At 69.6% G+C, this 25,184-nt stretch carries 25 protein-coding genes; 9 read left to right on the top strand and 16 right to left on the bottom strand.

The genetic code is table 11. The features are described from left to right. Nucleotides 1-11 precede the first annotated feature (11 nt). Entirely contained in the window at nucleotides 12-1,403 is a 1,392-nt protein-coding gene (locus RN607_RS03370) for an NAD(P)H-quinone dehydrogenase (RefSeq protein ID WP_313544340.1), read from the bottom strand. Nucleotides 1,404-1,560: 157 nt separating this feature from the next. Here RN607_RS03370 and RN607_RS03365 point away from each other — a divergent pair, with 157 nt between their 5' ends. Both RN607_RS03365 and RN607_RS03360 read left to right on the top strand, forming a co-directional pair. Further along, nucleotides 1,561-2,358 carry a purine-nucleoside phosphorylase gene (locus RN607_RS03365; RefSeq protein ID WP_313544338.1) on the top strand — a complete coding sequence of 266 codons (798 nt, stop codon included), beginning with the start codon at nucleotides 1,561-1,563 and terminating at the stop codon, nucleotides 2,356-2,358. 2 nt (nucleotides 2,359-2,360) lie between these two features. Next, nucleotides 2,361-4,058 (top strand): phospho-sugar mutase, encoded by a 1,698-nt coding sequence (locus RN607_RS03360; RefSeq protein ID WP_313544336.1) that lies wholly within the window; start codon nucleotides 2,361-2,363, stop codon nucleotides 4,056-4,058. A 46-nt stretch (nucleotides 4,059-4,104) separates the two neighbouring features. Here the strand turns inward: RN607_RS03360 and RN607_RS03355 are convergent, their stop codons facing one another. Next, the gene (locus RN607_RS03355; protein WP_313544334.1) at nucleotides 4,105-4,545 is read right to left on the bottom strand and encodes a MarR family winged helix-turn-helix transcriptional regulator; all 441 of its coding nucleotides are present in this window, start codon (nucleotides 4,543-4,545) and stop codon (nucleotides 4,105-4,107) included. A gap of 71 nt (nucleotides 4,546-4,616) precedes the next feature. Here RN607_RS03355 and RN607_RS03350 point away from each other — a divergent pair, with 71 nt between their 5' ends. From RN607_RS03350 to RN607_RS03340, 3 genes are all read left to right on the top strand, one after another. Further along, the gene (locus RN607_RS03350) at nucleotides 4,617-4,988 is read left to right on the top strand and encodes a VOC family protein (RefSeq protein WP_313544332.1); all 372 of its coding nucleotides are present in this window, start codon (nucleotides 4,617-4,619) and stop codon (nucleotides 4,986-4,988) included. Nucleotides 4,989-5,057: 69 nt separating this feature from the next. Beyond that, complete coding sequence (locus RN607_RS03345; protein ID WP_313544329.1) at nucleotides 5,058-5,678, top strand: SanA/YdcF family protein; 621 nt, start codon at nucleotides 5,058-5,060, stop codon at nucleotides 5,676-5,678. Nucleotides 5,679-5,900: 222 nt separating this feature from the next. Next, nucleotides 5,901-6,089, top strand: a complete 189-nt coding sequence (locus RN607_RS03340; RefSeq protein WP_313544327.1) for a hypothetical protein — start codon at nucleotides 5,901-5,903, stop codon at nucleotides 6,087-6,089. On the opposite strand, the gene RN607_RS03335 is transcribed toward RN607_RS03340, so the two are convergent. From RN607_RS03335 to RN607_RS03275, 13 genes are all read right to left on the bottom strand, one after another. Beyond that, nucleotides 6,079-8,472: an ATP-binding cassette domain-containing protein gene (locus tag RN607_RS03335; protein ID WP_313544325.1), complete on the bottom strand. Its 2,394-nt coding sequence runs from the start codon at nucleotides 8,470-8,472 to the stop codon at nucleotides 6,079-6,081. The genes RN607_RS03340 and RN607_RS03335 overlap by 11 nt on opposite strands. Nucleotides 8,473-8,554: 82 nt before the next feature. Further along, nucleotides 8,555-8,962 (bottom strand): VOC family protein, encoded by a 408-nt coding sequence (locus tag RN607_RS03330; protein ID WP_313544323.1) that lies wholly within the window; start codon nucleotides 8,960-8,962, stop codon nucleotides 8,555-8,557. A 10-nt stretch (nucleotides 8,963-8,972) separates the two neighbouring features. Continuing rightward, on the bottom strand, nucleotides 8,973-9,368 hold the full coding sequence (locus tag RN607_RS03325) for a helix-turn-helix transcriptional regulator (protein WP_313545469.1): 396 nt from the start codon (nucleotides 9,366-9,368) through the stop codon (nucleotides 8,973-8,975). A gap of 64 nt (nucleotides 9,369-9,432) precedes the next feature. Beyond that, nucleotides 9,433-10,125 (bottom strand): deoxyribose-phosphate aldolase, encoded by a 693-nt coding sequence (gene deoC / locus RN607_RS03320; RefSeq protein WP_313544321.1) that lies wholly within the window; start codon nucleotides 10,123-10,125, stop codon nucleotides 9,433-9,435. A 30-nt stretch (nucleotides 10,126-10,155) separates the two neighbouring features. After that, nucleotides 10,156-11,226 carry an adenosine deaminase gene (locus RN607_RS03315; RefSeq protein WP_313544319.1) on the bottom strand — a complete coding sequence of 357 codons (1,071 nt, stop codon included), beginning with the start codon at nucleotides 11,224-11,226 and terminating at the stop codon, nucleotides 10,156-10,158. Nucleotides 11,227-11,235: 9 nt separating this feature from the next. Further along, nucleotides 11,236-12,264 (bottom strand): hypothetical protein, encoded by a 1,029-nt coding sequence (locus RN607_RS03310; protein ID WP_313544317.1) that lies wholly within the window; start codon nucleotides 12,262-12,264, stop codon nucleotides 11,236-11,238. Next, a complete protein-coding gene (locus tag RN607_RS03305) occupies nucleotides 12,264-13,574 on the bottom strand; it encodes a thymidine phosphorylase (RefSeq protein ID WP_313499859.1) in 1,311 nt (436 codons plus the stop codon). The genes RN607_RS03310 and RN607_RS03305 overlap by 1 nt, the downstream gene beginning before the upstream one ends. A gap of 4 nt (nucleotides 13,575-13,578) precedes the next feature. Continuing rightward, a complete protein-coding gene (locus tag RN607_RS03300; protein WP_313544315.1) occupies nucleotides 13,579-13,977 on the bottom strand; it encodes a cytidine deaminase in 399 nt (132 codons plus the stop codon). A gap of 5 nt (nucleotides 13,978-13,982) precedes the next feature. Next, on the bottom strand, nucleotides 13,983-15,296 hold the full coding sequence (locus RN607_RS03295; RefSeq protein ID WP_313544313.1) for an ABC transporter permease: 1,314 nt from the start codon (nucleotides 15,294-15,296) through the stop codon (nucleotides 13,983-13,985). Next, nucleotides 15,293-16,513 carry an ABC transporter permease gene (locus RN607_RS03290; protein WP_376784226.1) on the bottom strand — a complete coding sequence of 407 codons (1,221 nt, stop codon included), beginning with the start codon at nucleotides 16,511-16,513 and terminating at the stop codon, nucleotides 15,293-15,295. The genes RN607_RS03295 and RN607_RS03290 overlap by 4 nt, the downstream gene beginning before the upstream one ends. Beyond that, a complete protein-coding gene (locus RN607_RS03285; RefSeq protein WP_313544311.1) occupies nucleotides 16,510-18,024 on the bottom strand; it encodes an ABC transporter ATP-binding protein in 1,515 nt (504 codons plus the stop codon). The genes RN607_RS03290 and RN607_RS03285 overlap by 4 nt, the downstream gene beginning before the upstream one ends. Nucleotides 18,025-18,155: 131 nt before the next feature. Next, nucleotides 18,156-19,223, bottom strand: a complete 1,068-nt coding sequence (locus RN607_RS03280) for a BMP family lipoprotein (protein ID WP_313544309.1) — start codon at nucleotides 19,221-19,223, stop codon at nucleotides 18,156-18,158. 143 nt (nucleotides 19,224-19,366) lie between these two features. Further along, nucleotides 19,367-20,464 carry a mannose-1-phosphate guanylyltransferase gene (locus RN607_RS03275; protein ID WP_313544307.1) on the bottom strand — a complete coding sequence of 366 codons (1,098 nt, stop codon included), beginning with the start codon at nucleotides 20,462-20,464 and terminating at the stop codon, nucleotides 19,367-19,369. Between the two features lie 48 nt (nucleotides 20,465-20,512). On the opposite strand from RN607_RS03275, the gene sdhC reads away from it, so the two are divergent. The 4 genes from sdhC to RN607_RS03255 are packed head-to-tail and all read left to right on the top strand — an operon-like array spanning nucleotide 20,513 to nucleotide 23,913. Beyond that, nucleotides 20,513-20,893 (top strand): succinate dehydrogenase, cytochrome b556 subunit, encoded by a 381-nt coding sequence (sdhC, locus tag RN607_RS03270; RefSeq protein WP_313499847.1) that lies wholly within the window; start codon nucleotides 20,513-20,515, stop codon nucleotides 20,891-20,893. Further along, a complete protein-coding gene (locus RN607_RS03265; protein WP_376784225.1) occupies nucleotides 20,890-21,348 on the top strand; it encodes a succinate dehydrogenase hydrophobic membrane anchor subunit in 459 nt (152 codons plus the stop codon). Before sdhC ends, RN607_RS03265 begins: the two co-directional genes overlap by 4 nt. 17 nt (nucleotides 21,349-21,365) lie before the next feature. Next, nucleotides 21,366-23,132, top strand: a complete 1,767-nt coding sequence (sdhA, locus tag RN607_RS03260) for a succinate dehydrogenase flavoprotein subunit (RefSeq protein ID WP_313544305.1) — start codon at nucleotides 21,366-21,368, stop codon at nucleotides 23,130-23,132. Nucleotides 23,133-23,145: 13 nt separating this feature from the next. Next, nucleotides 23,146-23,913: a succinate dehydrogenase iron-sulfur subunit gene (locus RN607_RS03255; protein ID WP_313499843.1), complete on the top strand. Its 768-nt coding sequence runs from the start codon at nucleotides 23,146-23,148 to the stop codon at nucleotides 23,911-23,913. A gap of 177 nt (nucleotides 23,914-24,090) precedes the next feature. Here RN607_RS03255 and RN607_RS03250 read toward each other — a convergent pair whose 3' ends face one another. After that, nucleotides 24,091-25,161 (bottom strand): YihY/virulence factor BrkB family protein, encoded by a 1,071-nt coding sequence (locus RN607_RS03250; protein WP_313544303.1) that lies wholly within the window; start codon nucleotides 25,159-25,161, stop codon nucleotides 24,091-24,093. Between the last annotated feature and the right edge of the window lie 23 nt (nucleotides 25,162-25,184).

Genomic DNA, 25,184 nt, shown 5'->3' with positions numbered 1-25,184 from the left:
GACGACGTACCTCACGTCCCGTGCGGCGCGTCGTCCTCCCGCATGCCATGCAGGCTGCGGGCGACCTCGCCCGTCGTCCCCGACAGCGACGGGTACACGGTGAAGGCGTCGGCCACCTGGTCCACCGTCAGCCGATTGGCGACTGCGAGCGACAGCGCGTACACATGCTCCGACGCGCGCGAGCCGACGATGACCGCCCCGAGCACGTGTCCGGTGACGGTGTGCCCGAAGATCTTCACGAAGCCCTGGTCGATGCCCAGCATCTTGGCGCGCGGGTTGCGTGCCAAGTCCAGTCGCTCGACGCGGTAGAAGATGCCCCGCTTGATCAGGTCCGCCTCGGAGGCGCCGACAGTGGCGATCTCCGGCGCCGTGAACACGGTCGACGAGATGTGCCCCAGCTGCAATGGTCGGACCGCGTCTCCCAGGACGTGCGCCATCGCGATCCGACCCTGCGCGGCCGCGACCGAGGCAAGAGGCAGCACCCCCGTGCAGTCGCCCGCCGCGTACACGCCCGGAGCGCTCGTGCGTGACACCTTGTCGACGGCGACGTAGCCACGCTCGTCCAGCCGGATCCCCGCCTCCGCGAGTCCCACGCCGTCGGTGTTCGGCACCGAGCCGACAGCCATCAGACAGTGCGAGCCGCGAATCTCACGCCCGTCCTCGAGCGTGACCACCACGTCGTCCCCGTCGCGGCGCGCGGCAGCGGCACGTCCGCCCACCAGCGTCATGCCCCGCTCGCGGAACACGTCCGTCAGCATGGCCGACGCCTCGGGGTCCTCGCGCGGGAGCACACGATCCTGCGAGGCGATCAGCGTGACCCTCGCACCGAGCAGGGCGTACGCCTCTGCGAACTCCGCACCTGTGACGCCGGAGCCCACGACGATCAGATGGTCCGGAAGCGCCGTCAGCGAGTACAGGTCGGTCCACGACAGGATCCGCTCGCCGTCGGGCTCCGCAGTGGCCATCCGTCGAGGCCGGGCACCCAGCGCCAGCAGCAGCGCGTCGCCCTGGATCTCCTGGTCGCCCACCCGCACGCCACACGAAGGAGTCACGACGCCCTCGCCATGGACGATCCGCACACCTTCCGCCTCGAGCCTCGCCGCGATGTCCGCACTCTGGCGGGAGGCGAGCTCGTGCACCCTCGCGTTGACGGCGGCGAGGTCCACGCGCGTACGCACCGGCGCTCCGTCGTCGGCCACGATGCCCAGCTCCGGGGCGCGTTCCGCGATGCTGCGCCACTCGGCCGTCGCGATCACCGTCTTCGACGGGACCACGTCCGTCAGGACCGCGTTGCCCCCCAGACCGTTGCGCTCGACGAGCGTGACATCAGCACCAGCCTTGCGGGCGACGAGCGCGGCCTCATAGCCGCCAGGTCCGCCTCCGAGGATCACCACGTGGGACATCCCGCCATGGTGGCACACCGCCGTGGACCCGTCACCGATCGACGCACGCGGACCGGGACGACGCGCCCGCCGACCCACCCCGCGACCAGGCACGTCCCATCCGCCGGCGACCGGTCAGGACGCGGCGATGACACCCGGTCCCAGCTAGGCTCAAGGCATGACTCAAGCCCACGACCTCGCCGCCGAAGCCGCGCGCGTCCTCGCCGACAAGACCGGCGTCGCCCACCACGACATCGCCCTGATCCTGGGCTCCGGCTGGGGTGGCGCCGCCGAGCTGCTCGGCGAGGAGATCGCCTCCGTCGACGCCGCCGAGGTCCCCGGATTCACCGGGCACGCCGTCGCAGGGCACCACGCCGTCCACCGCTCGTTCCGCACGCCGAACGGCCGTACCGTGCTCGCGCTCGGCGCCCGCCAGCATTACTACCAGTCACGCAACGCCTCGACCGTCGCACACGCGGTCCGCATGGCTGCCGCAGCCGGCGCCACCCAGCTCGTCGTCACCAACGGCTGCGGCTCCGTGAACCGCGACTTCGTGCCCGGCACCGTCGTCCTGCTGAAGGACCACATCAACTTCACGTCCGCCACCCCGCTCGAGGGCGCCACCTTCGTCGACATGACGCAGACCTACACGCCGCGCCTGCGCGACCTGGCCCGCACCATCGACTCGGGCCTCCCCGAGGGCGTCTACATGCAGTTCACCGGACCCCAGTACGAGACCCCCGCAGAGGTGCGGATGGCCGCCGTGCTCGGTGCGGACCTGGTCGGCATGTCCACCGCGCTCGAGTCGATCGCCGCACGCGAGGCAGGGATGGAGATCCTGGGCCTGTCGCTCGTGACCAACCTCGCCTCCGGATTCGGGGGTGAGACCCTCAACCACCAGGAGGTGCTCGACGCAGGCGCCGCCGCGGCGCCCCGCATCTCCCGACTGCTCGCCGAGATCGTGAAGGTGATGTAGAGATGAACGACTCGCTGCTCGAGACCGCCCGCGCCTGGGTGGACGACGACCCGGACCCCGTCACCCGTGGCGAGCTGCAGGCCGTCATCGCGACCGCAGAGCTGGGCGACGACTCCGCCCAGGTGGACCTCGCCGACCGGTTCCGTGGCCTGCTGCAGTTCGGCACCGCCGGCCTGCGCGGACAGATCGGCGCCGGACCGAACCGCATGAACCGCGCCGTCGTGATCCGTGCCGCAGCGGGCCTCGCCGCGTTCCTCACCGAGGAGCTCGGCGACGCCCCCGCCCGCGTGGCCATCGGCTACGACGCGCGCCACGGCTCGGAGCAGTTCGCACGCGACACCGCCGCCGTCATGACCGCAGCCGGGCACGAGGCGCTGCTGCTGCCCCGCCTGCTGCCCACCCCTGTGCTCGCCTACGCGACGCGTGTGCTCGACGCCGACGCCGGCGTCATGGTCACCGCCAGCCACAACCCGCCCCAGGACAACGGATACAAGGTCTACCTGGGCGGACGCGTCGTCACCGACTCCGGTCAGGGAGCGCAGATCGTGCCGCCGTACGACGCCCGCATCGCCGCTCGGATCGCCGCCGTCGAGTCCGTCGAGTCCGTGGAGCGCGCGGTGGCGGGCTGGACCGTCCTGGGCGAGGACGTGGTCGACGACTACGTGGCAGCGGCAGCGGCCGTCGTCCCCGCCGACGCGTCTGACGCACGAGCGAACCTGCGCATCGTCCTGACCCCGCTGCATGGCGTCGGCGCCCAGACCGTGGAGCGCGCGCTCACGGCTGCCGGATTCACGGACCTGCACACCGTGCCCGAGCAGGCGCAGCCGGACCCTGACTTCCCCACCGTGTCGTTCCCGAACCCCGAGGAGAAGGGCGCGATCGATCTCTCGCTCGCGCTCGCCGAGAGCGTGGACGCCGACGTGGTGATCGCCAACGACCCCGACACCGACCGCGCCGCCGTCGCCACCGTCATCGACGGCCGCTGGACCATGCTCCACGGCGACGTGGTCGGCTCCCTGCTCGGTGAGCGGGTCGCCTCGCGCGGGGGCCACCCGGAGGGCTCGCTGCTTGCCAACTCTGTGGTGTCGTCGCAGCAGCTCGCCGCGATCGCCGCCGCCCACGGCCTCGGCTACCGCCACACCCTCACGGGCTTCAAGTGGATCTCCCGCGAGCAGGGCCTGGTCTACGGCTACGAGGAGGCGCTCGGCTACTGCGTCGCGCCTGACATGGTCAGGGACAAGGACGGCATCTCGGCCGCCGTGACGATGGCCGACTACGTCGCCGAGCTCAAGGCCCACGGACGCACGCTCGCCGACGCGATCGATGACCTCGCCCGCTCCTACGGCGTGTACCTCACACGTCAGGTGTCGGCCCGCTTCGCCGACGTCGCGCTGATCGGCGAGACCATGGACCGGCTGCTCTCCGCTCCGCCTGCCTCGCTGGGCGGCTCTGACGTGGTCGCGACGGACGACATGGGCGAGGGATTCCAGGGCCTGCCTCCCACCACGGGGCTGCACCTCGCCACCGCGTCGGGCGCGCGCGTCATAATCCGCCCCTCCGGTACCGAGCCGAAGGTCAAGGCGTACCTCGAGGTCGTCGAGCCGCTGGGCGCCGACGGCGACGTCCGCGCCGCCCGCGAGCGCGCCACCGCCGCGATGGACGCGCTCGACTCGGACGTCCACGCGGCGCTCGGGCTGTAGCCCTCGTCGCTCCTCGAGGCCCTCGGCAACGTCCGGGGGCCTCGTGCTATCCGTGGAGGAGCGAGTCGCGGCAGGCGAGCAGCAGCCGCGCAAGGTCGTCACGATCGGCTTGGTCGAGCGGGGCGGTCATGAGGCCCACCACCTCGGATACCGCAGCGCCTGCCTGATGCAGGATCTCCTCGGCCTCAGAGGTGAGGGTCATCGCGCGTTCGCGACGCGGACCCTGCTCATCGGCACGCGCCACGAGACCCTGTCGCTGGAGGCCCTTCAGGAGCACGCTCATCGCCTGGCGGGTGACGAAGGCACGGCGCGCCAGCTCGGACGCGGTGATTCCGGGCGCCTGATGCAGGTGATGGAGGCATGCGTACTGGGAGACGCTGAGGTCCAGCGGTCGAAGCGCCTCATCCATGCGCTGATGCAGGACCGACTGGGCGTCCTTGAGGAGCACTCCCAGCTGCTCGGGCGAGGTGGACCTGGCGTCGTTCATGTCAGTAGTTTGACATGCCGCTGTCGCCAGTGTCAGCATATTGACACTCATTCATCGAGAGGACCTCCCCCATGACCACGACCTCCAGCCCCGACTTCGTCTCCTTCCAGGTCCGGGACCTCCGGGCATCCGCCGACTTCTACGAGAAGCACGTCGGCATGCGGCGCCTCCCCGCGCCCAACCCCCACGCCGAGGTGTTCTCCACCGGCGGCTCCACCTTCGCTGTACGGACCCTGCTCCCCGGCACCGACCTCGATACGCTCGGACAACCCGGCGTCGGCATCGCAGTCTGGTTCCACCACGAGGACCCGCGCCGCATCCACGAGGCGCTCGTCGCGCTCGGCACGCCGATCGTCCAGGAACCCTTCGAAGGACCCTTCGGCCTCACCTTCAGCTTCCGCGACCCCGACGGCTACGTCGTCACTCTCCACTCCCGCGCCTGAAGCCCCGCACCAGGGAGACTCCCCGCAGCCCACCTCCAGGGAGCACCCGCTCTGCGCTACCGTGCTGACATGACCCGCCTGCCGCCGCGCTACCGCCTGGTGGTGGCCGCGGTCGTGCTCGTCCCGGCGCTGGCCGTGGCGCCCTGGATGTACGTGAACCTCGCGACGGCGCCCTCCATCGCACGGGCGGGCGCCCCCGTCACGCACGCCGACGCCGCGCTTGTGCTCGGCGCGCGCGTCTACGAGGACGGCACGCCCTCACGGTTCCTCCGCGAGCGGATCGAGGTAGGTGTGGCACTGTACGAGGCGGGCGACGTCGACATGCTGATCATGAGCGGGGACGGCGACGACTCCTCCGGGTTCGGCGAGCCCACGGTGATGAGGCAGATCGCCGAGCAGATGGGGGTGCCCTCCGACGCGATCGTCGAGGATCCGTTCGGGCTCGACACCTACTCCTCCTGCGAACGAGCCCGCGACGTCTACGGGGCCTCGTCCGTGGTGGTCGCGACCCAGGAGTTCCACGAGCCGCGCGCGGTATGGCTATGCCAGCGGCAAGGGCTCGACGTGCAGGGACGATACCCCGGGATCAGGCTCACCAGGTCCACCGTGCTCGGCAACCTTCGCGAGCTCGCAGCGATCCCGAAGGCGATCCTCGATATGGAGACGGGTCGAGTCGGCGCCGCGTACTGATGCGCGCATCGCGCCGCGGGCGCAGGCACGCTCCCGCCGCCCGCGACGATGCGTCGCGGGCGGGCCGCTCCCCACGAGGTGCCGGACCGTCCCGCCGGGCCGGGCTACGGTCGCGACAGATCGACGATCGTGACGCATAGCCGCCGCATCCTGCCCACAGATCGACGATCCTGACGCATAGCCACCGCATCCTGCCCACAGATCGACGATCCTGACGGCCCGATGCCTCGCACCGATCTGCGGCCAGCGACGGGCCACCCCGCAGCGCTGTCAGCTGCGGATGCCGCGTACGCCGCGCTGACCGTCACGATCGTCGATCCAGGAGGCGCGAGACGCGCGCAGACGTCACGATCGTCGATCTGGAAGGCTGTGCACGCCTCTCACAGCGCGCGCGAGCATCTCAGCCGCTGACGTAGCGCCTGAGGTGCGTTGCGGTCAGCGTCGCTCCGACCTCGACCAGGTCCGCCGGCGTCCCCTCGAACACCACCCGCCCACCGTCGTGGCCGGCGCCCGGCCCCAAGTCGATGATCCAGTCCGCATGCGCCATCACCGCCAGGTGATGCTCGATCACGATCACCGTCTTGCCCGAGTCCACCAGCCGATCCAGCAGCGCGAGCAGCTGCGCCACGTCCGCCAGATGCAGGCCGGTCGTCGGCTCGTCGAGCACGTACACACCGCCCTTCTCCGCCATGTGCGTCGCGAGCTTGAGGCGCTGCCGCTCGCCGCCGGAGAGCGTCGTGAGCGGCTGCCCGAGCGCCAGGTAGCCCAGACCCACCTCGACCAGGTGGCTCAGCACCTTCGCTGCCGCAGGGTTCTTGGACTCACCCTCGGAGAAGTACGCGAGCGCGTCCGCGACGGGCATCTCGAGCACGTCCGCGATCGAGCGTCCTGCCAGGGTGTAGAGCAGGACGTCATCGCTGAAACGGCGTCCCTCGCATGCCTCGCAGACGCTCGCGACGGTCTCCATCACGCCCAGCTCCGTGTAGACCATCCCCGCCCCGTTGCACACCGGGCACGCGCCCTCGGAGTTGGCGCTGAACAATGCGGGCTTCACGCCGTTGACCTTGGCGAACGCCTTGCGGATCGGCTCGAGCACGCCGGTGTAGGTAGCCGGGTTGGACCGCCGTGACCCCTTGATCGGGCGCTGGTCGACTGTCACGACACCCACGTGAGCCGGGATCGAGCCGTGGATGAGCGAGCTCTTCCCCGAACCCGCCACGCCCGTCACCACGGTGAGCACTCCCAACGGCACGTCCACGTCCACGTCGCGCAGGTTGTTCGCAGACGCGCCGCGAATCGGGATCGCGTCCTTGCCCGTACGCACCGTCTGCTTGAGGGATGCCCGGTAGCCCAGGTGCCGCCCGGTGAGCGTGTCCGAGGCACGCAACCCGTCGACGGTGCCCTCGAAGCAGATCTCGCCTCCAGCGGTGCCGGCGCCCGGACCGAGGTCGACCACATGGTCAGCGATGGCGATCGTCTCCGGCTTGTGCTCCACGACCAGCACGGTGTTGCCCTTGTCGCGCAGCTGCCTCAGCAGGCCGTTCATGCTCTGGATGTCGTGAGGGTGCAGGCCGATGGTCGGCTCGTCGAAGACGTACGTGATGTCGGTGAGGGATGAACCGAGGTGCCGGATCATCTTGGTGCGCTGCGCCTCGCCACCGGAAAGCGACCCGGCGGCGCGGTCGAGCGACAGGTAGCCCAGGCCGATCTCGACGAACGAGTCGAGGGTCTCCCGCAGCGAGTCGAGCAGCGGGCCGACCGACGGCGCGTCCAGCTCGCGCATCCAGACCGCGAGGTCGGAGATCTGCATCTGCGCGAGCTCGTCGATGCCCTTGCCCGCCACCTTCGACGACCTGGCGAGCGCGCTCAGCCGGGTGCCGCCGCAGTCGGGGCAGACCTGGAACGTCACGGCCCTGTCCACGAAGGCCCTGATGTGGGGCTGCATCGCGTCCTTGTCCTTGGACAGCATCGACTTCTGGATCTTAGGGATCAGACCCTCGTATGTCAGGTTGATCCCGTTGATCCGCACCTTCGTCGGTTCCTTGTACAGCAGGTCGTCGCGCTCGCGCTTCGAGTAGTCCTTGATCGGCTTGTCGGGGTCGAGGAACCCCGACTCCGAGTACGTCCGCACCATCCAGCCGTCGGCCGTGTAGCCCGGGATGGTGATGGCGCCCTCCACCAGCGACCGCGAGTCGTCGAGGACCTGCGTGAGGTCGAGTTCGCTCACCCGACCCGTTCCCTCGCAGCGCACGCACATGCCGCCCGTGACGGAGTACTCGCGATGCTCGCGCGCCGTGGTGCCGTCCTTCCGCGTCACCGTCGCGGAGCCGGAGCCCGACGTGCTGGCGACGTTGAACGAGAACGCCTGAGGTGGACCCACCTGCGGCTGGCCCAGGCGTGCGTAGAGGATGCGCAGCATCGCATGCACGTCCGTCGCGGTGCCGACCGTCGAGCGCACGTTCGCACCCATCGGCTCCTGGTCCACGATGATCGCCGTGGTCAGGCCCTCGAGCACGTCGACGTCCGGACGCGACTGGCTGGGCATGAACCCCTGGATGAACGACGAGTACGTCTCGTTGATCATGCGCCGCGACTCCGCGGCGATCGTGTCGAACACCAGGGAGGACTTGCCGGAGCCCGACACGCCCGTGAACACGGTGAGGCGACGCTTCGGCAGGTCGACGGAGACGTCCTTGAGGTTGTTCTCGCGTGCGCCCCTGACCTTGATCAGGTCATGCGTGTCGGCCAGGTGCCCTGCCACTGCGGTGCGCTGCGTGGCGGCGTGGTCGGTCATCGTCCCTCCTCTGCGGCGGCCCTCCGGGTGGCCGTGCGCAACGAGGAGATTCTTGCACCGCATCGCCTCCGGCGGCGCACCGTCACGCGCGCTGCTGGATGCGGACCATCGCCCCGGCGGGATCACGGAAGGCGCAGTCCCGCACCCCGTACGGCTGGTCGGCAGGCTCCTGGACCACCTCGGCGCCCGTCGCCTCGATGGCGGCGAACGCACCGTCCACGTCGTCGGTCGCGAGGACGAGCGAGGCGTACGTGCCCTTCGCCATCATCTCCGCGACGGTCCGCCGCTCGTCGTCCGTGATGCCGGGATCCACCGCCGGCGGATGCAGCACGACGGTGGCGCCGCCGCCTGCCGGTCCCACCGTGATCCATCGCATCGTCCCGTTGCCGACGTCGTTCAGCACCTCGAAGCCGAGCGCATCCCGGTAGAACGCGAGCGACGCCTCCGGGTCGGTGTGAGGGACGAACGTGTGCTGGATCGTGAGGTTCATGCTGCCCACGCTACGCGGGGCCGAGCGGGGGCGCTTCTCGATTCCTGACCGGCCGCGAGGCGACCTTGACGACGCACGTGGGGAGGTCGAGCGGATGCGTCGCGGCCCGATCCCTGTAGTCGGACGGGGGCATGCCGACCAGCTCCGCGAAACGTGTGGAGAACGTGCCGAGCGAGGAGAAGCCGACGGTGAAGCACGCCTCCGTCACTGACGTGTCGCCCCGGCGCAGCAACGCCATCGCACGCTCCACCCGACGGGTCATCAGGTACGAGTAAGGGGCCTCCCCGAAGGCGGCCTTGAACCGCCTGCTCAGATGCCCCGACGACATGTGGACGCCGCGGGCGAGCGCCTCGACGTCGAGCGGCAGCGCATGCTCCCGGTCGATGCGATCGCGCACGCGCCGCATCAGCACGAGCTCGTCGAGCCGAGGAACCTTCACCGGATCATGGTCGCATGCCTGGAGCGTCCGGTCAGTACCCGCCGTCGCCCGGGGTCTCGGTGACGGCACCGTCCAAGCCGTCGAGCACTGCGGCGGTGCCCGACAGCCCCAGTCGGGTCGCGCCCGCCTCGATCATGGCGAGCGCGTCAGCCGCCGTGCGGATCCCGCCGGAGGCCTTGACCCCCAGGCGTCCGCCGACGGTCTTCGCCATGAGAGCGACCGCGTGGACCGAGGCTCCACCCGCCGGGTGGAATCCGGTGGACGTCTTCACGAAGTCCGCGCCCGCAGCCTCCGACGCGCGGCACGCGCCCACGATCGCGTCATCGGTCAGCGCCGCCGACTCGATGATGACCTTGAGGATCTTCCCGGCAGGCACCGCCGCCCGCACAGCGGCCACGTCAGCCTGCACATCCTCGAACCGACCCTCGTTGGCGGCCGCGATGTCGATCACCATGTCCACCTCGTCGGCGCCCTGCTCGATGCTGAGCGCCGCCTCGGCCGCCTTCACGGACGAGTGGTGCTTGCCCGACGGGAAGCCGCACACGGTCGCGACCGCAAGCCCGGTGGGCGTCGCGATCGGGAGCATCGACGGGGACACGCATACGGAGAACACGCCGAGCGCGGCGCCCTCCGCGACGAGCGCCGCGACATCAGCGGGCGTGGCCTCCGGCTTGAGGAGGGTGTGATCGACGTGCTTCGCGAGCTCGGAGCGGGAAAGAGTCATGGGCCCAGCCTAGTGCGGCGCAGGGTGCCGCTACTCGTCCATCCCGTAGGCTTCGACGATCAGATCCGCCAGATCGGCTCGCTCGTCATAGGGCAGGAAAGCGCCCCACGCGGCGGCGAGCGTGACCTCGAAGAGGTCGGTCTTGGACCAGCCGACGTCCACCAGCTCCTGGAACTCGCTCACCATGTCCACACCCGACATCAGTTTGTCATCCGTGTTGACGGTCACCGCGAAGCCCAGATCACGCAGCTCGTGGATGGGGTGCTCCGCGATCGACGGGGCCGTCCCCGTGTGCACGTTGGACGTGGGGCACATCTCCAGCACGATCTGTTGATCGAGCACGTACTGCGCGATGTGCCCGAACACCGGCAGCTCGGTGCCGAAGTCCGTGATGTCCTCGGTGATGCGCGCCCCATGGCCGATGCGTCGAGCGGCTCCCATGCCAAGCGCCTGCGACAGCGATCCGAGCCCGTCGGCCTCGCCTGCATGGATCGTCACCGGGAACAGCGCGTCGCGCAGCAGTGAGAAGGCGGGAGCGTGCTTCGCGGGCGGGAACCCGAGCTCGGGACCCGCGATGTCGAAGCCCACGCAGCCGGTGCCCCAGTTCGCGAGCGCCAGCTCCGCGACCTCGAGCGAACGGTCCGCCTGGCGCATCGCGCACAGCAGGGCGGCCGCGCGGATCGTGTACCCCTCCTCGAGCGCGTCCGACACGCCCTCCTCGAGGCCCGCCTGGACCGCGTCCACGACCTGCTGCATGATCAGGCCCTGCTCGCAGTGCTGCTCTGGCGCGTAGCGGAGCTCCACGTACACGACGCCGTCGCGCGCGTGATCGAGGACGGCCTCACGAGCGATCCGGGTGAGGTTCTCGGCGGTCTGCATCACCGCCATGGTGTGCGTGAACGCCTCGAGGTACTTGACGAGCGAGCCCGAGTTGGCGTTCGCCACGAAGTGCTTGGCGAGCATCTCCGGGTCCGCGTAGGGAAGCTCGTAGCCGATCTCGCCCGCGAGCTCGATCAGGGTCTCGGGTCGGAGCCCGCCGTCGAGGTGATCGTGGAGCACGACCTTGGGGAGGGCACGGATCTCTTGGGAGGTGAGCGTCATGACCTCAGGCTAGTGTCCGTCGGCGGGCGACGGCAGGACGACCCACGCGACGCGGCTCCAGTTGCCCAGGCCGGCACGACGCGGTCCCGGCCCGCGGAACGCCTCCGCCCCGAGCGCGACGAGCGCGCCCCTGCCAGGCTCGTAGGCAAGGAACCCGTCGTCCGTCGCTGCGACGAGCAGGACGACATGCCGCGGCACCACCGTGTCGATCCCCAGGTCCGAGTCGCCGGCCGAGTACAGCGGCACCAGCAGTCCGTCGGCGAGCGCGGCCGACGCGTGAGCCACCATCGCCTGTACCGCGCCCTGTGACCGGTCGTCGAGCACGGCCGAGCGATACCTGACGCCGTAGGGCCGGGTCAGGTCCGCGAGCCTCCACGGGGGTGTGCCCAGCGACCGTGGCCAGCCGAACGGCCCGAGCGCGCGACGCGTGGTCGCGGCGTGCTGGCCACGCTGCACGGCCGTCCACCGGCCCTCGATCCCATCCGCGGCCGCTCCTCCGGCGATGATCGCAGCCGCGACCGCCTCCGGCGTGTAGCCCGCGAAGAGCCGCCCGGTCACCACCCAGATGGCGACGAAGGGGTCCGTCGCCGCATGCATCAGGCCGAGGACCGCGGCACCGCACGTGGTCTGATCCACCTGCCGCGCCGTGACGACGCCGAACGCCACGGGGCCTTCGCGCCGCACCCCCACCGTCGCGGCGAAGGGATCGCGCGCCGCCGCCTTCGCGTCATCGTTGAGCCGCCGCCACCCTGAGGCGAGCGCCGCGATCGAGTCCACGGGCGCACCTGCCGCCCCGGCACGCCGGATCACGTCGCTGTCGGCGTCGAGCTCGGCGTGCGCGGTCTCGAGCGCCCGACGGTCGGCGAGCGAGGAGCCTTCGAGCCGGCGCTCCCAGGCGCGCGCGGCCGCGTCGCGTTCACGCGCGCCGGCCTCCGCAAGGTGCTGAGCGTGCTCGACGGCGGGCTGGGCGAGCCAGCGTCGGCCCCACCCGAACGGCCGAAGCGTCCGGGCGACGACCGACGTCAGCGTCCAGCCCATCAGTGGGTGGCGGTGCCGATCCGGTCCATCACGATCACACGGTCGGGGGCGGAGTCGCCGATCTCGATCGCGCCCTCACCGCCGCATGCCTCCTGGAGCGCCTGCATGCCACGCGGCATGCGGTCCTCGGTGTCGGTGTGCAGGGTCGCGATCACGTCGCCGGCCTTGACGGGCTCGCCCAGCGTCCGGTGCAGGTACAGTCCTGCGCCGGCCTGGACAGGGTCCTCCTTGCGAGCACGGCCGGCGCCGAGCCGCCACGCGGCGACGCCGACTCCCAGCGCGTCCATCCTGGTGATGACACCGTCGCGGTCGGCGCGGATCTCATGCACGTGCTCCGCCTGGGCGAGCGGTGCAGTGGGGTCTCCGCCCTGCGCACGGATCATCGCGTTCCAGGCGTCCATGGCGCGACCGTCCTTGAGCGCGTCCGCCGGGTCCACGTCGGTGACGCCCGCGCCCGCGAGCATCTCGCGCGCGAGCGCGACCGTGAGCTCGACGACGTCGGCGGGACCGCCACCGGCGAGCACCTCGAGCGACTCCTCGACCTCGAGCGCGTTCCCGATGCCGCGTCCGAGCGGCGTGCTCATGTCCGTGAGCAGCGCGGACGTGCGCACGCCCGCGTCGGTCCCGAGATCCACCATGGTGCGTGCGAGCTCGCGTGCCGAGTCGATGTCCTTCATGAAGGCGCCGGATCCGACCTTCACGTCGAGCACGAGCACGCCCGTGCCCTCGGCGATCTTCTTGGACATGATGGACGTCGCGATCAGGGGGATCGCCTCGACGGTGCCGGTGACGTCCCGCAACGCGTAGAGCTTCTTGTCGGCGGGGGCCAGCCCCGAGCCGGCTGCGCAGATCACGGCGCCCACGCTCTCGAGCTGCTGGAGCATCTGCTCGTTCGACATCGCGGCGTTCCAGCCGGGGATCGACTCGAGCTTGTCGAGGGTGCCTCCGGTGTGGCCGAGGCCGCGGCCCGACAGCTGCGGCACCGCGACGCCGCAGGCGGCGACGAGCGGGGCGAGCGGGAGCGTGATCTTGTCGCCCACGCCGCCGGTGGAGTGCTTGTCGGCTGTGGGGCGGCTCAGCGACGAGAAGTCGAGCCGTTCACCGGTGTTGATCATCGCCTGGGTCCAGCGAGCGATCTCGGCACGGGTCATGCCTCGTTGGAGGATCGCCATCGCGAGGGAGCTCATCTGCTCGTCGGCGACGACTCCCCTCGTGTAGGCGTCGACGACCCAGTCGATCTGGTCGTCGGTCAGGGTGCCGCCGTCACGCTTGGTGATGATGACGTCGACGGCGTCGTGGCGCTCGGCCATGGGATCAGGTCTCCTCGAGGTGCTGCGGGCCGAAGGCCCAGGGAAGGATGTCGGTCATCGTGAGCGTGCCCTCGGGGCCGTCGATGAGCAGGGTCTCGCCGCCGAACTCGTACAGCAGCTGGCGGCATCGGCCGCACGGCTGCAGCACCGAGCCAGCCGCATCCACGCAGGCGAACGCGACGAGGCGCTTGCCGAGCGCGTCGGTGTGCAGCTTGGACACGAGCGCGCACTCGGCGCACAGGGTCAGCCCGTAGCTGGCGTTCTCGACGTTCGCGCCGGTCACGATGTTGCCGGTGTCGGTCAGCGCGGCGGCGCCGACCGGGTACTTCGAGTACGGCACGTAGGCCCGGGTGGACGCGTCGCGCGCTGCCTCGCGAAGCGCCTCCCAATCGATGTCAGGCATGAGCTCTACTTCTTGTAGGGGATGTTCTCGGCGGCCGGCGGGCGCACGTGGCCCACGAGCCCGGCGACGGCGAAGATCGTCGCGAGGTACGGCAGCATCGCCAGGAACTGGGAGGGGATCGACGTGCCGATGATCCCGAACTGCTCGCGCAGCGAGTCGGCGAATCCGAAGAGCACCGCCGCGGCGAGCGCACCCTTGGGGCTCCACCGGCCCAGGATCATCGCGGCGAGCGCGATGTAGCCCTTGCCACCCGTCATCTCCTTGTTGAACGCGAGACCGGAGGCGACCGTGAAGAACGCGCCGCCCAGACCGGCGATCGCGCCGCCGAGGATCGTGTTGCGCACGCGGGTCCGGTTGACCTTGATGCCGACGGTGTCGGCGGCCTTGGGGTGCTCGCCGACCGCCCGCACGCGAAGGCCCCAGCGGGACTTGAACAGCATGACGTTGAGCACGACGACGAGCCCGTACATGAGGTACACGAGCAGGTTCTGGTCGAACAGGACCGGGCCGACGACGGGGATGTCGGACAGCAGCGGGATCGGCAGGTCGGGAAGGCCGATGGCTCGGTTGAGGTCCGGGTTCGTCTTCATGACGGTGCCGTAGAAGAAGTTCGTGAGGCCGACGGCGAGCACGTTGAGGACCACGCCGACGACGATCTGGTCCACCCAGTACCGGACCGCGAACAGGCTCAGCAGCACGCCGAGGAACGCACCCGCGACGGGCGCGGCGATCAGGCCCGCATACGCGCCGACGGTCGCCGAGCCGGTCATGGAGGTCGCGGCTCCGGCGACGAGCGCCGCCATGAACGCCCCCGCGAGCAGCTGGCCCTCGATGGCGATGTTCACGATGCCGGAGCGCTCGCAGACCACGCCGGCGAGCGCGCCGAACACGAGCGGCGTCGCGAGGACCAGAGCCCCGATGAGCAGGCCCGTCACCTGGATCGAGGTGCTGGACTTCCCCGCGCCGGCCCATACGAGGACCGCGGCGATGACAGCCAGGCCGTACAGGATCGGCAGCCAGGTGCCGAGCTTGCGTCGCGTGGCGACACCCCATGCGGACACGCCTGCGAGCAGCAGGGCGCAGATGGTGAAGAGGATGGCGAACGGCTGCGCGGGCAGGGTCCACGACGGGATCTGGATCGCGTCCTGCGTGCGCGAGACCACGAAGGTCGTGGAGGTGCCGCCCGGCGTGCCGAGCCCGAAGATGATGAACGCGATCAGCCCGACGACGCCCAGACCGATCGGCATGCGCCAGCTGGGCGCCGCCTCGATCTCCGGCTCGGGCTGCCGGGTCTGCGGGGTCTCAAGTGTTGCGGTCACGCCGTCACCACCTTCTCGTTCGTGGGGGTGGGGAGTCGGAACAGGAACCGCACCAGCGGCGGCGCCGCGATGAACAGGACGATCAGCGACTGGAGGATCAGCACGATGTCGACGGGCAGCCCCGCCGCGACCTGCAGCGTGGGACCTGACGCACGGAAGGCGCCGAACAGGAGACCCGCGAGGACGGTGCCGAAGGGACGCGAGCGGCCGAGCAGCGCCACCGTGATCGCGTCGAACCCGAAGGAGCCGGCGATGCCTGCGGTGAGGGTCTTCTCGGTGCCGAGGATCTGCGCGGAGCCGGCGAGGCCTGCGAGCGCACCCGCGATCGTCATCACCGCGATGATGCCGAACGACACGTTCATGCCTGCGGTGCGTGCCGCTCGCGGGTTCGCACCGACTGCGCGGAAGCGGAAGCCCCAGGTGGAGCGCTCCATGAGCCACCAGACCCCGAATGCGGCGGCGATCGCCAGCAGGAAGCCGAGGTGCAGGCGGTAGCTGGAGCCGAGGATCAGCGGGTACTGCGCTGTCGTGTCGATGATCGGCGACTGCGGGTTGTCGGACCCGGGACGCTGGAAGGCGTCGGTGCTGAGCGCGTACGCCAGCAGGTTCGCGGCGACGTAGTTGAGCATGATCGTCACGATCACCTCGTGCGCGCCTGTCTTGGCCTTCAGGAGACCGGGGATGAAGCCCCAGAGCGCGCCGCCGAGGATCGTGGCGAGCACCGCGACGAGCAGGTGCAGGCCGGCGGGCAGATGCCACGCGAACCCGACCCAGCCGCCGAGCATGGCGCCCATGATGATCTGCCCCTGCGCACCGATGTTGAACAGGCCCGCACGGAAGCCCATGCCGAGGCCGAGGCCCGCGAAGATCAGGGGCGTCGCGATCGTGAGGGTCTCGGTCAACGGCCTCAGCTGCTGGGAGAACGAGTCCGCGGTGTAGTTCCACACCGAGCCACGGAACATGGCGTCATAGGCGCTGAAGACCGCGTTCCACGCGGCGCTGATGGTGTCCATGGGACGGGCGAAGAAGTACTTGGCCGCCGCGTCGACGTCGGGGTCCGCGAAGATGATGAGGATCGCGCCGATCACGAGCGACGCGACGACCGCGAGCAGCACGACGAGCCACGAGCTCTCCGTGATCTCGCGCAGCAGGCCGCGCCAGTCGCGGCCCTCCTCGGTGGGGGCGCCGTCGCCCTTCTGCACTGCCTCGGCGCTCACGCCGCCTCCTCCGTGTGGGCTCCGGCCATCATGAGGCCGAGGGTGTCGCGATCCGTGTCGGGGGGCACGATGCCCACGATCTGACCGTGATACATGACCGCGATGCGGTCGGCGAGGGCCAGGACCTCGTCAAGCTCAGAGCTGACGATGATGACGGCCGCGCCCGCATCGCGCTCGGCGATGATGCGCTTGTGGACGAACTCGATCGAGCCGACGTCGAGTCCACGTGTCGGCTGGGACGCGATGAGCAGCTTCAGCGACCGTGACAGCTCGCGTGCGAGCACCACCTTCTGCTGATTGCCGCCCGAGAGCGATCCTGCGGTCGCCTCCACCGAGGTGGTGCGGATGTCGAACTGCTCGACGTGCCTGACCGCCTGCTCCTCGATGACCTTGGGCCGCAGGGCGAGGCCCTTCGAGTAAGGCTCCTTGTCGTGCAGGTCGAGGATCAGGTTGTTCGCGATGGTGAAGTCCGCGACGAGCCCGTCCTCGGTCCGGTCCTCAGGGACGAAGCCCATGCCGGACATCAGCACGTCCTTGATCGACATGCCGGTGATGATCTCGTTGTCGAGCAGCGCGATGCCGCTCGTGGTGGGGATGACGCCGAGCAGAGCCTCGGTGAGCTCGGTCTGGCCGTTGCCCTGGACTCCGGCGATCGCGAGGATCTCTCCCGCGCGCACGTCGAAGGACACGTGCTTGAGACGTGCGATGCCCTCAGGGTCGACGACCGACATGTCGTCGACGCGCAGCACGACCTTGCCAGGCTTGGCCGGCGTCTTGTCCACGGTCATGGAGACATCGCGGCCGACCATCAGGGACGCGAGCTCCTCCTGCGAGGCTGTGGGCGCGGCCGTGCCGACGACCTTGCCGCGGCGGATGACGGTGATGGTGTCGGCGACGGCCTGGACCTCGCGGAGCTTGTGGGTGATCAGCACCACGGCGGTGCCGGAGTCGCGCAGGTCCTTGACGATCGCGAGGAGCTCGTCCGTCTCCTGCGGGGTGAGCACGGCGGTGGGCTCGTCGAGGATCAGGACCTTCGCGTCGCGCGACAGCGCCTTGATGATCTCGACCCGCTGCTGGGCTCCGACGGGCAGATCCTCGATGATCGCGTCAGGGTCCACGTCGAACTTGAAACGGTCGGAGATCTCCTTGACCTTGGCCCTGGCCGCGTCGATGTCGAGCAGCTTCGCAGGCCCGGTCACCTGCTCGTGGCCGAGCATGACGTTCTCAGCGACGCTGAAGGGCGGCACGAGCATGAAGTGCTGGTGCACCATGCCGATGCCTGCGGCCATCGCATCGCCAGGGCCGTCGAAGTCCGCGGGCGCGCCGTCGAGCAGGATCTGCCCCTCGTCCGCGTCGTAGAGCCCGAACAGCACATTCATCAGCGTCGACTTGCCGGCGCCGTTCTCTCCAAGGAGCGCATGCACCGTCCCGGACTCGACGACCAGGTCGATGGCGTCGTTCGCGGTGAAGGTGCCGAAGCGCTTGGTGATCCCCTTCAGTTCGAGTCTCACTCGTCACTGCCTTTCGAAGGTGTCCCGCGCACGCCCCGCGCCGGGGCCGCGCACAGGGTCAGTCAAGCACGAGGGGCGCGCCGCGTCCAAGCAGCGCGCCCCTCGCGTCGGACCTGGTCCGACAGGGTTTGTTACGGCGCGATGGAGCCGTCGATGATGCCTGCCTTGATCGTGTCGATCTCGGCCAGGGTGGCGTCGTCGAGCGTGCCCGCGGCCCAGCCCGGGAGGCCGACGCCGTCGTTCTCGAGCGTGCCGACGTACGGGTCAGCGGAGTAGTTGCCAGCCGCGGCCTCGGAGACGACCTGGTACACGGCCGGTCCCATCTGCTTCATGACCGAGGTCAGGACGTAGCTGGGGTAGTCGGGGTCCACGGCGCCCTGCGTAAGCGTCCAGTCGGAGTCGACGCCGATGACCCAGATGTTGCCGGGCGCACCTGCGGCCTTCGCTGCGGCGAGGGTGCCCTGACCCACCGGACCGGCGACGGGCATGATGATGTCCGCACCCTGGTCGATGAAGCCCTGCGAGAGCGACTGGCCCTTGGTCGTGTCGTCGAAGCTGTCGGCGAACGAGCCGTTCGTGCCGTCCCAGCCCAGGACCTTGACGCTGGTGCCCTTCTGCTCGTTGTAGTAGTTCACGCCGTCCAGGAAGCCGTCCATGAAGATGGTGACGGTCGGGATCTGCATGCCGCCGAAGGTGGCGACGATGCCGGTCTTGGTGGCGGCTGCGGCGCCGTAGCCCGCGAGGAACGCAGCCTCGTCCGTCTCGAAGGTCAGCGGCTTCACGTTGTCGATCGGGGTCTCGTACGTGTTGTCGATGATCGCGAAGTCCGAGTCGGGGTTCGCGGCGGCGGCCTCAGCCGTCGCGTCGGCAAGCAGGAAGCCCACGGTGATGGTGAGGTCGCAGCCGTCGGCGATCATCGCGGCGATGTTGGGCGCGTAGTCGGCGTCCGAGGTCGACTGCGCCGAGTTGTACTGGATGCCGAGGTCGGCGGCGACGGTCTGCAGTCCCTCGTAACCGGCCTGGTTGAACGAGGCGTCGTCGAAGCCGCCGGCGTCGGAGACCATGCACGCCTTGTACGAGGCGGTGGCAGCGGCGGAATCGGAGGCGGTCGCGCCGGTCTCCTCGGGAGCCGACGAGCAGGCCACGAGCGCAAGAGCGCCAACCGCGGCGACCGCGCCGAAGCGCAGGGTGTTCTTCATGAGTGGTGGTTCCTCACTGTGTCTGGCCAGAGTGACGCCAGGCTGAGCGTCGCCAAACACCCTACGCGCGAATTGTTTCAGGAACCTGCCAGGAAGAGCGCCTTGTGCAACGAATCGGTCACGATCCGGCACCGGGACGCAGATCAGTCGCGTGCGACGGCCGCGCCCGCATCCTTGACGGCCTGCGCCGCCTGCCTGGTGGTGACGAGCAGGGCCTCGTCCGTCTCCACGACCACCGCGTCGTCCAGCCCCACGATCGCGACGGGCCTGGTCCCCCCGACCACGAGCGCGCCTGTCGACCTCACCAGGCCGACGGGAGCCGCGCACCCGATCGCGATGACGCCGTCGTCCGAGGGCGTGAGCATCGAGGCGAGCGAGTCGTAGTCGCCGATGTCGTGCCAGCCGAGCGACGCGGGAACCACCGCCACGCCGCCCTCGAGCGCCACCGGCTCGGCGATGGCGTGGTCGATCGCGATCCGCGTCAGCGTGGGCCAGATCCGCTCGAGCGCCTCCGCACGGTCGGGACCGTCCCATGCGGCCGCGAGCGCGCGCGCCCCCGCGGCGATCGCGGGCTGGAGCCGTTCCAGGTGCCCCAGCAGCACGTCGGTGCGCACCACGAACATGCCGGCGTTCCACACGTAGCCGCCGTCCGCGAGCATGGTCTGGGCGGTCTCAGCGTCGGGCTTCTCGGTGAAGGCGACCACCTGAAGCGCCCCCTCCACACCGGCGAGCGGCTCGCCCTGGCGGATGTAGCCGAACGCGCTCGACGGCTCGGTCGGCTCGATGCCGATGGTGACGATCATGCCCGTGCGCGCGGCCTCGACCGCGGTCGCGACGGCCTCGGCGAACGCCTCGGCCTCGGTGATGACGTGGTCGGCAGCGAAGGAGCCGACCACGGACGGACCGCGGCGGTGCTCGACGACCGCCGCGGCGAGCGCGATGGCCGCCATCGAGTCGCGTGGGCTCGGCTCAGCGATGAGCCGCTCCGCGGGCACCGTCGGCACCTGCTCCGCGACCGCGTCGGCGTGCCTGGCGCCGGTGACGATGTAGACCTCGTCGGTGAGCTCCGAAAGCCGCGTCACCGTGTCCTGGATCAGGGTGCTCCCCGTGCCGAGCAGGTCCAGGAGGAACTTGGGCCGATGAGGCTGCGACAGAGGCCACAGGCGCGAGCCGACGCCTCCCGCAGGAACGATGGCCACGAGGTCGTCGATGGCGCGTGATCGGGGTGTCGCTTGGGTCACAGGTCCCAGACTAGGATGAAAATCAGTTCATCCATCAACGACGAAGGGATGGCAGTGTCCCCCGCACCGACGCTCTACCGCGGTCACGAAGGCATGTGGATGTGGCTCATCCACAGATCCACCGGCGTGGCCATCTTCTTCTTCCTGCTCATCCACGTGACCGACACGGCGCTCGTGAGGGTGTCGCCGGAGGCGTACAACGAGGTGATCGGAAGCTACAAGACCCCGCTGTACGGGCTTGTCGAGGCGGGGCTCGTCGCCGCGATCGTCCTGCACGCCTTCAACGGGCTGCGCATCATCGCGGTGGACAACTCCACGTGGGCCCTGCGCCATCAGAAGAAGCTCGCGTGGGCGGTCTGGATCATCTTCGTCGTGCTGATGGCAGGATTCCTGCCGCGCCACCTCATGAGCGTCTTCGGAGGTGCATGATGACCGCCCCCCAGCTCTCCGCCCCTCACGAGCGGATCCGCACCGGTCGCATGCGCCACAACGCTGAGCGGTGGTCGTGGATGTTCATGCGCATCTCCGGCGCGATCCTGATGCTGCTGATCTTCACGCACCTCATCGTCAACCTGGTGCTCGGCGAGGGCGTCAGCCAGATCGACTTCGCCTTCGTCGCCGGCAAGTGGGCGGCCTGGTACTGGCAGGTCGCGGACTTCCTGATGCTGGTGCTCGCGCTGATCCACGGCGGCAACGGGATGCGGCTGCTGATCAACGACTACGCTCACAGGACGACCACGCGCAAGGTGCTGCACAGCGTGCTGGGCGTGGCGGTGGTGGCCGTCATCGTCCTCGGCTCGCTGGTGATCTGGACCTTCGACCCGTGTCCCGTCGACGCCGACCCGTCCCTGCTGCCCGGCTTCTGCGCCAGCGTCGCTGGCTGATCTTGCGAGGAAATTCGATGACCCTTCACGAGTACGACGTCGTCATCGTCGGCGCCGGTGGCGCCGGCATGCGTGCCGCCCTCGAGAGCTCCACGCGGGCGCGCACCGCGGTGATCTCGAAGCTCTACCCGACCCGCTCGCACACGGGCGCCGCCCAGGGCGGCATCGCGGCGGCGCTCAGCAACGTCGAGGACGACAACGCCGAGTGGCACACATTCGACACGATCAAGGGCGGCGACTACCTGGTGGACCAGGACGCCGCGGAGATCCTGTGCAACGAGGCCATCCAGGCCGTGCTTGACCTCGAGAACATGGGGCTGCCGTTCAACCGCACCGAGGACGGCCACGTGGATCAGCGCCGATTCGGCGGCCACACCCGCAACCACGGCGAGGCCGCCGTGCGTCGTGCCTGCTACTCGGCAGACCGCACCGGGCACATGATCCTGCAGACGCTGTACCAGCAGTGCGTGAAGCAGGAGGTCGAGTTCTTCAACGAGTTCTACGTGCTCGACCTGATCCTCGACAAGGACCCGCAGTCGACCCCGAGCGGTGACGACGTGTCGGTCGCCGGCGTCGTCGCCTACGAGCTCGCGACCGGGGAGATCCACACGTTCCGCGGGAAGTCCGTGATCTTCGCGACGGGGGGCGCCGGGAAGGTCTTCAAGACCACCTCCAACGCACACACGCTCACCGGCGACGGCATGGCGATCGCGTTCAACGCGGGCCTGCCGCTCGAGGACATGGAGTTCTTCCAGTTCCACCCGACAGGCCTCGCGGGCCTGGGCATCCTGCTGTCGGAGGCCGCGCGTGGTGAGGGCGGCATCCTGCGCAACAGCGAGGGCGAGCGCTTCATGGAGCGATACGCGCCTACCATCAAGGACCTGGCGCCGCGCGACATGGTGGCCCGCGCCATGGCCAACGAGGTGCGCGAGGGACGTGGCTGCGGTCCCCACAAGGACTACGTGCTGCTGGACCTCACGCATCTGGAGCCCGCGCACATCGACGCGAAGCTGCCTGACATCACCGAGTTCGCTCGCACCTACCTGGGCGTCGAGCCCTACACGGAGCCGGTGCCCGTCTACCCGACGGCGCACTACGCGATGGGCGGCATCCCCACCAACGTCCACGGCGAGGTGCTGCGCAACAACACCGACAAGGTGAAGGGCCTCTACGCGGCCGGCGAGTGCGCCTGTGTCTCCGTGCACGGCGCGAACCGTCTGGGCACCAACTCGCTGCTTGACATCAACGTGTTCGGCCGCCGAGCGGGCATCGCCGCGGCGGAGCACGCGCTCGCGACCGCCGAGGCGGCACCGCTGGACGAGTCCGCCGCCGCGCCGCTCCTCGAGACAGTCGAGCGTCTGCGCAGCACCGTGGGCTCCTCCGACGCGGAGTCTGTGGCGCAGCTGCGACGCGAGCTGCAGGCCACGATGGACCGCAACGTCCAGGTGTTCCGCGATGCGGAGTCCCTGACCACCGCGCGTGACGACATCGCAGCATTGAAGCAGCGGTACGCAGGAATCGCGATCCATGACCGCGGCAAGCGCTACAACACGGACCTGCTGGAGGCACTGGAGCTGAGCTTCCTGCTCGAGCTGGCCGAGGTGGTCACGCTCGGCGCCCTCAACCGCGAGGAGTCACGAGGCGGCCACTACCGCGAGGACTTCCCCACCCGCGACGACGAGAGGTTCATGGTCCACACCATGGTCTACGGCGGTGAGGAGCTCCGGCTCGACTACAAGCCCGTCGTGGTCACGAAGTACGAGCCGATGGAACGAAAGTACTGAGAAGGAGGAAGACATGACCGCGACCGCCGAAGCATCGACGCCCGCAGGCGAGGTCCCCTCCTTCGAGGTGACGCTGCGCATCCGCCGCATGAACCCGGAGGGCACCTCCGAGCACGGCGCAGGCGAGGAGTACTGGGAGGAGTTCCGGATCCAGGCCCACGCCACCGACCGTGTGCTCGACGCCCTGCACAAGGTCAAGTGGGACGTGGACGGCTCGCTCGCGTTCCGTCGCTCCTGCGCGCACGGCGTGTGCGGATCAGACGCGATGCGGATCAACGCCCGCAACCGTCTGGCCTGCAAGACGCTGCTCAAGGACCTCAACCCGGCGAAGCCGATCCTGATCGAGCCGATCAAGGGGTTGCCGGTGGAGAAGGACCTGATCGTGGACATGGAGCCGTTCTTCGCCTCCTACCGCGAGATCATGCCGTTCCTCATGACGAGCGGCCCCGCGCCGGAGCGCGAGCGCCTGCAGACCCCCGCGGAGCGCGAGCGCTACGACGACACGACCAAGTGCATCATGTGCGCGGCCTGCACCTCCGCGTGCCCGGTGTTCTGGACCGACGGCCAGTTCTTCGGCCCCCAGGCGATCGTGGGCGCGCACCGGTTCATCTTCGACTCGCGCGACGAGGGCCAGTGGGATCGCCTGGAGATCCTCAACGACAAGGCCGGCGTGTGGAAGTGCCGCACGGCGTTCAACTGCACCGAGGCGTGCCCGCGCGGCATCGAGGTGACAAAGGCGATCTCCGAGGTGAAGAAGGCTCTCAACACCGGCGAGATCTGACCGTCACCCTCACCCGCACCCGTCCCCGATCCGGGTGAACCAGTGTCGGTTCTGAGAGGTCACTGCATCTGACGGGTGACCGTGTGCCGCCCGGCGCTCTGCCGCGTCACTGAGCCACCCCTCGCAAGCGGCGAGCCGCCAGAACCGACACTGGTTCACCCGGAGGGGCGGGCGCGCCTACGACACCGGGCGCTTCACGGCCGCCCGAGCCGTCGTGACGCCGATCCGACCCGCGCGTCGCCCCTCGACAACCTCCCATGCATCGTCCTCCATATCCGCATGGTGGGCCTGCCCCACCTCGGACTCCACGTGATGCGCGCCGAGCCAGGCAGCGCACATCAGGATGATCCTGTTCACGTAGTCGACGAACACCAGGAGCGTGATCGCGGCAGCGAACGGCACGAGGACCGCGCTCTCGGTCGCGCCGCTCACCACGTAGCTGACGCCGATGCGCAGCACGCCGATCGACAGCGCCGCCACCAGGATGATCCACACGAGCCGGAGCGACCACCGCGCGCCTCCCAGCACCATCAGTGCGAGCGCGACGTAGAGCATGTCCGCGATCACGCCGGCGCCGACGCCGATGAGGCGCACCCCCCACCACGGCATCGCGACATCGATCAGCCCGGCGAACCACTGGGCGGCGGTCGTCGCCACCACCTGGATGGTGAGCCCGACGAGCGCGATGAGCAGCAGTCCCACGAGCGCGGCGAGGTCCTTGAGCTTGCCGACCACAGGCGACGCGTACTCCTCGCCGAGCATGGTCCTGATGCTCGTGCGCAGGCCTCTGATGAAGCGCGTGGCCGTGTTGATCAGGATGAAGAAGGAGATGAGGCCGACCACGCCCGCGATGGTGGTCGCGCTGCCCGAGCCGAGGTCGTCGGCGGTGATCAGGCCGGCCGTGCCACCCGTGTCGATGAGTCCGGGCACGGCGCCCGCCAGATAGTCGACGAGCGAGCTGCGCAGCTCCGTGTTGCCCGCGAGGAACACGGTGGCGAGCGTGGTCGCCACGACGACGCCCGCGGCGACCGAGGCGAGGGTGAAGTAGGCGATTCCGCCGGAGAGGACCACGCCGTTCTGGAGCGAGAACCGCCTGAGGCCCTTGGCCCAGGACGTGCCGTCCCACCACGCCTTGATACGTCTGCCGCGCGCGGCGGCGTCCTTGGCCTGTGCCATCACCTCGCCCTTGCGAAGTGCGAGCGTGGAGGTGTCGACCTCCGGCTCGTCGGGCTCAGGTTCGTGGGCCATGACGGCTCCCTCCCCCCTCGGCT

Source organism: Demequina capsici, from assembly GCF_032102965.1.
In the GTDB taxonomy this organism is placed as follows: domain Bacteria; phylum Actinomycetota; class Actinomycetes; order Actinomycetales; family Demequinaceae; genus Demequina; species Demequina capsici.
Note: the sequence above shows the minus strand (reverse complement) of the source record. Positions and strands in the feature narration are given on the sequence as shown.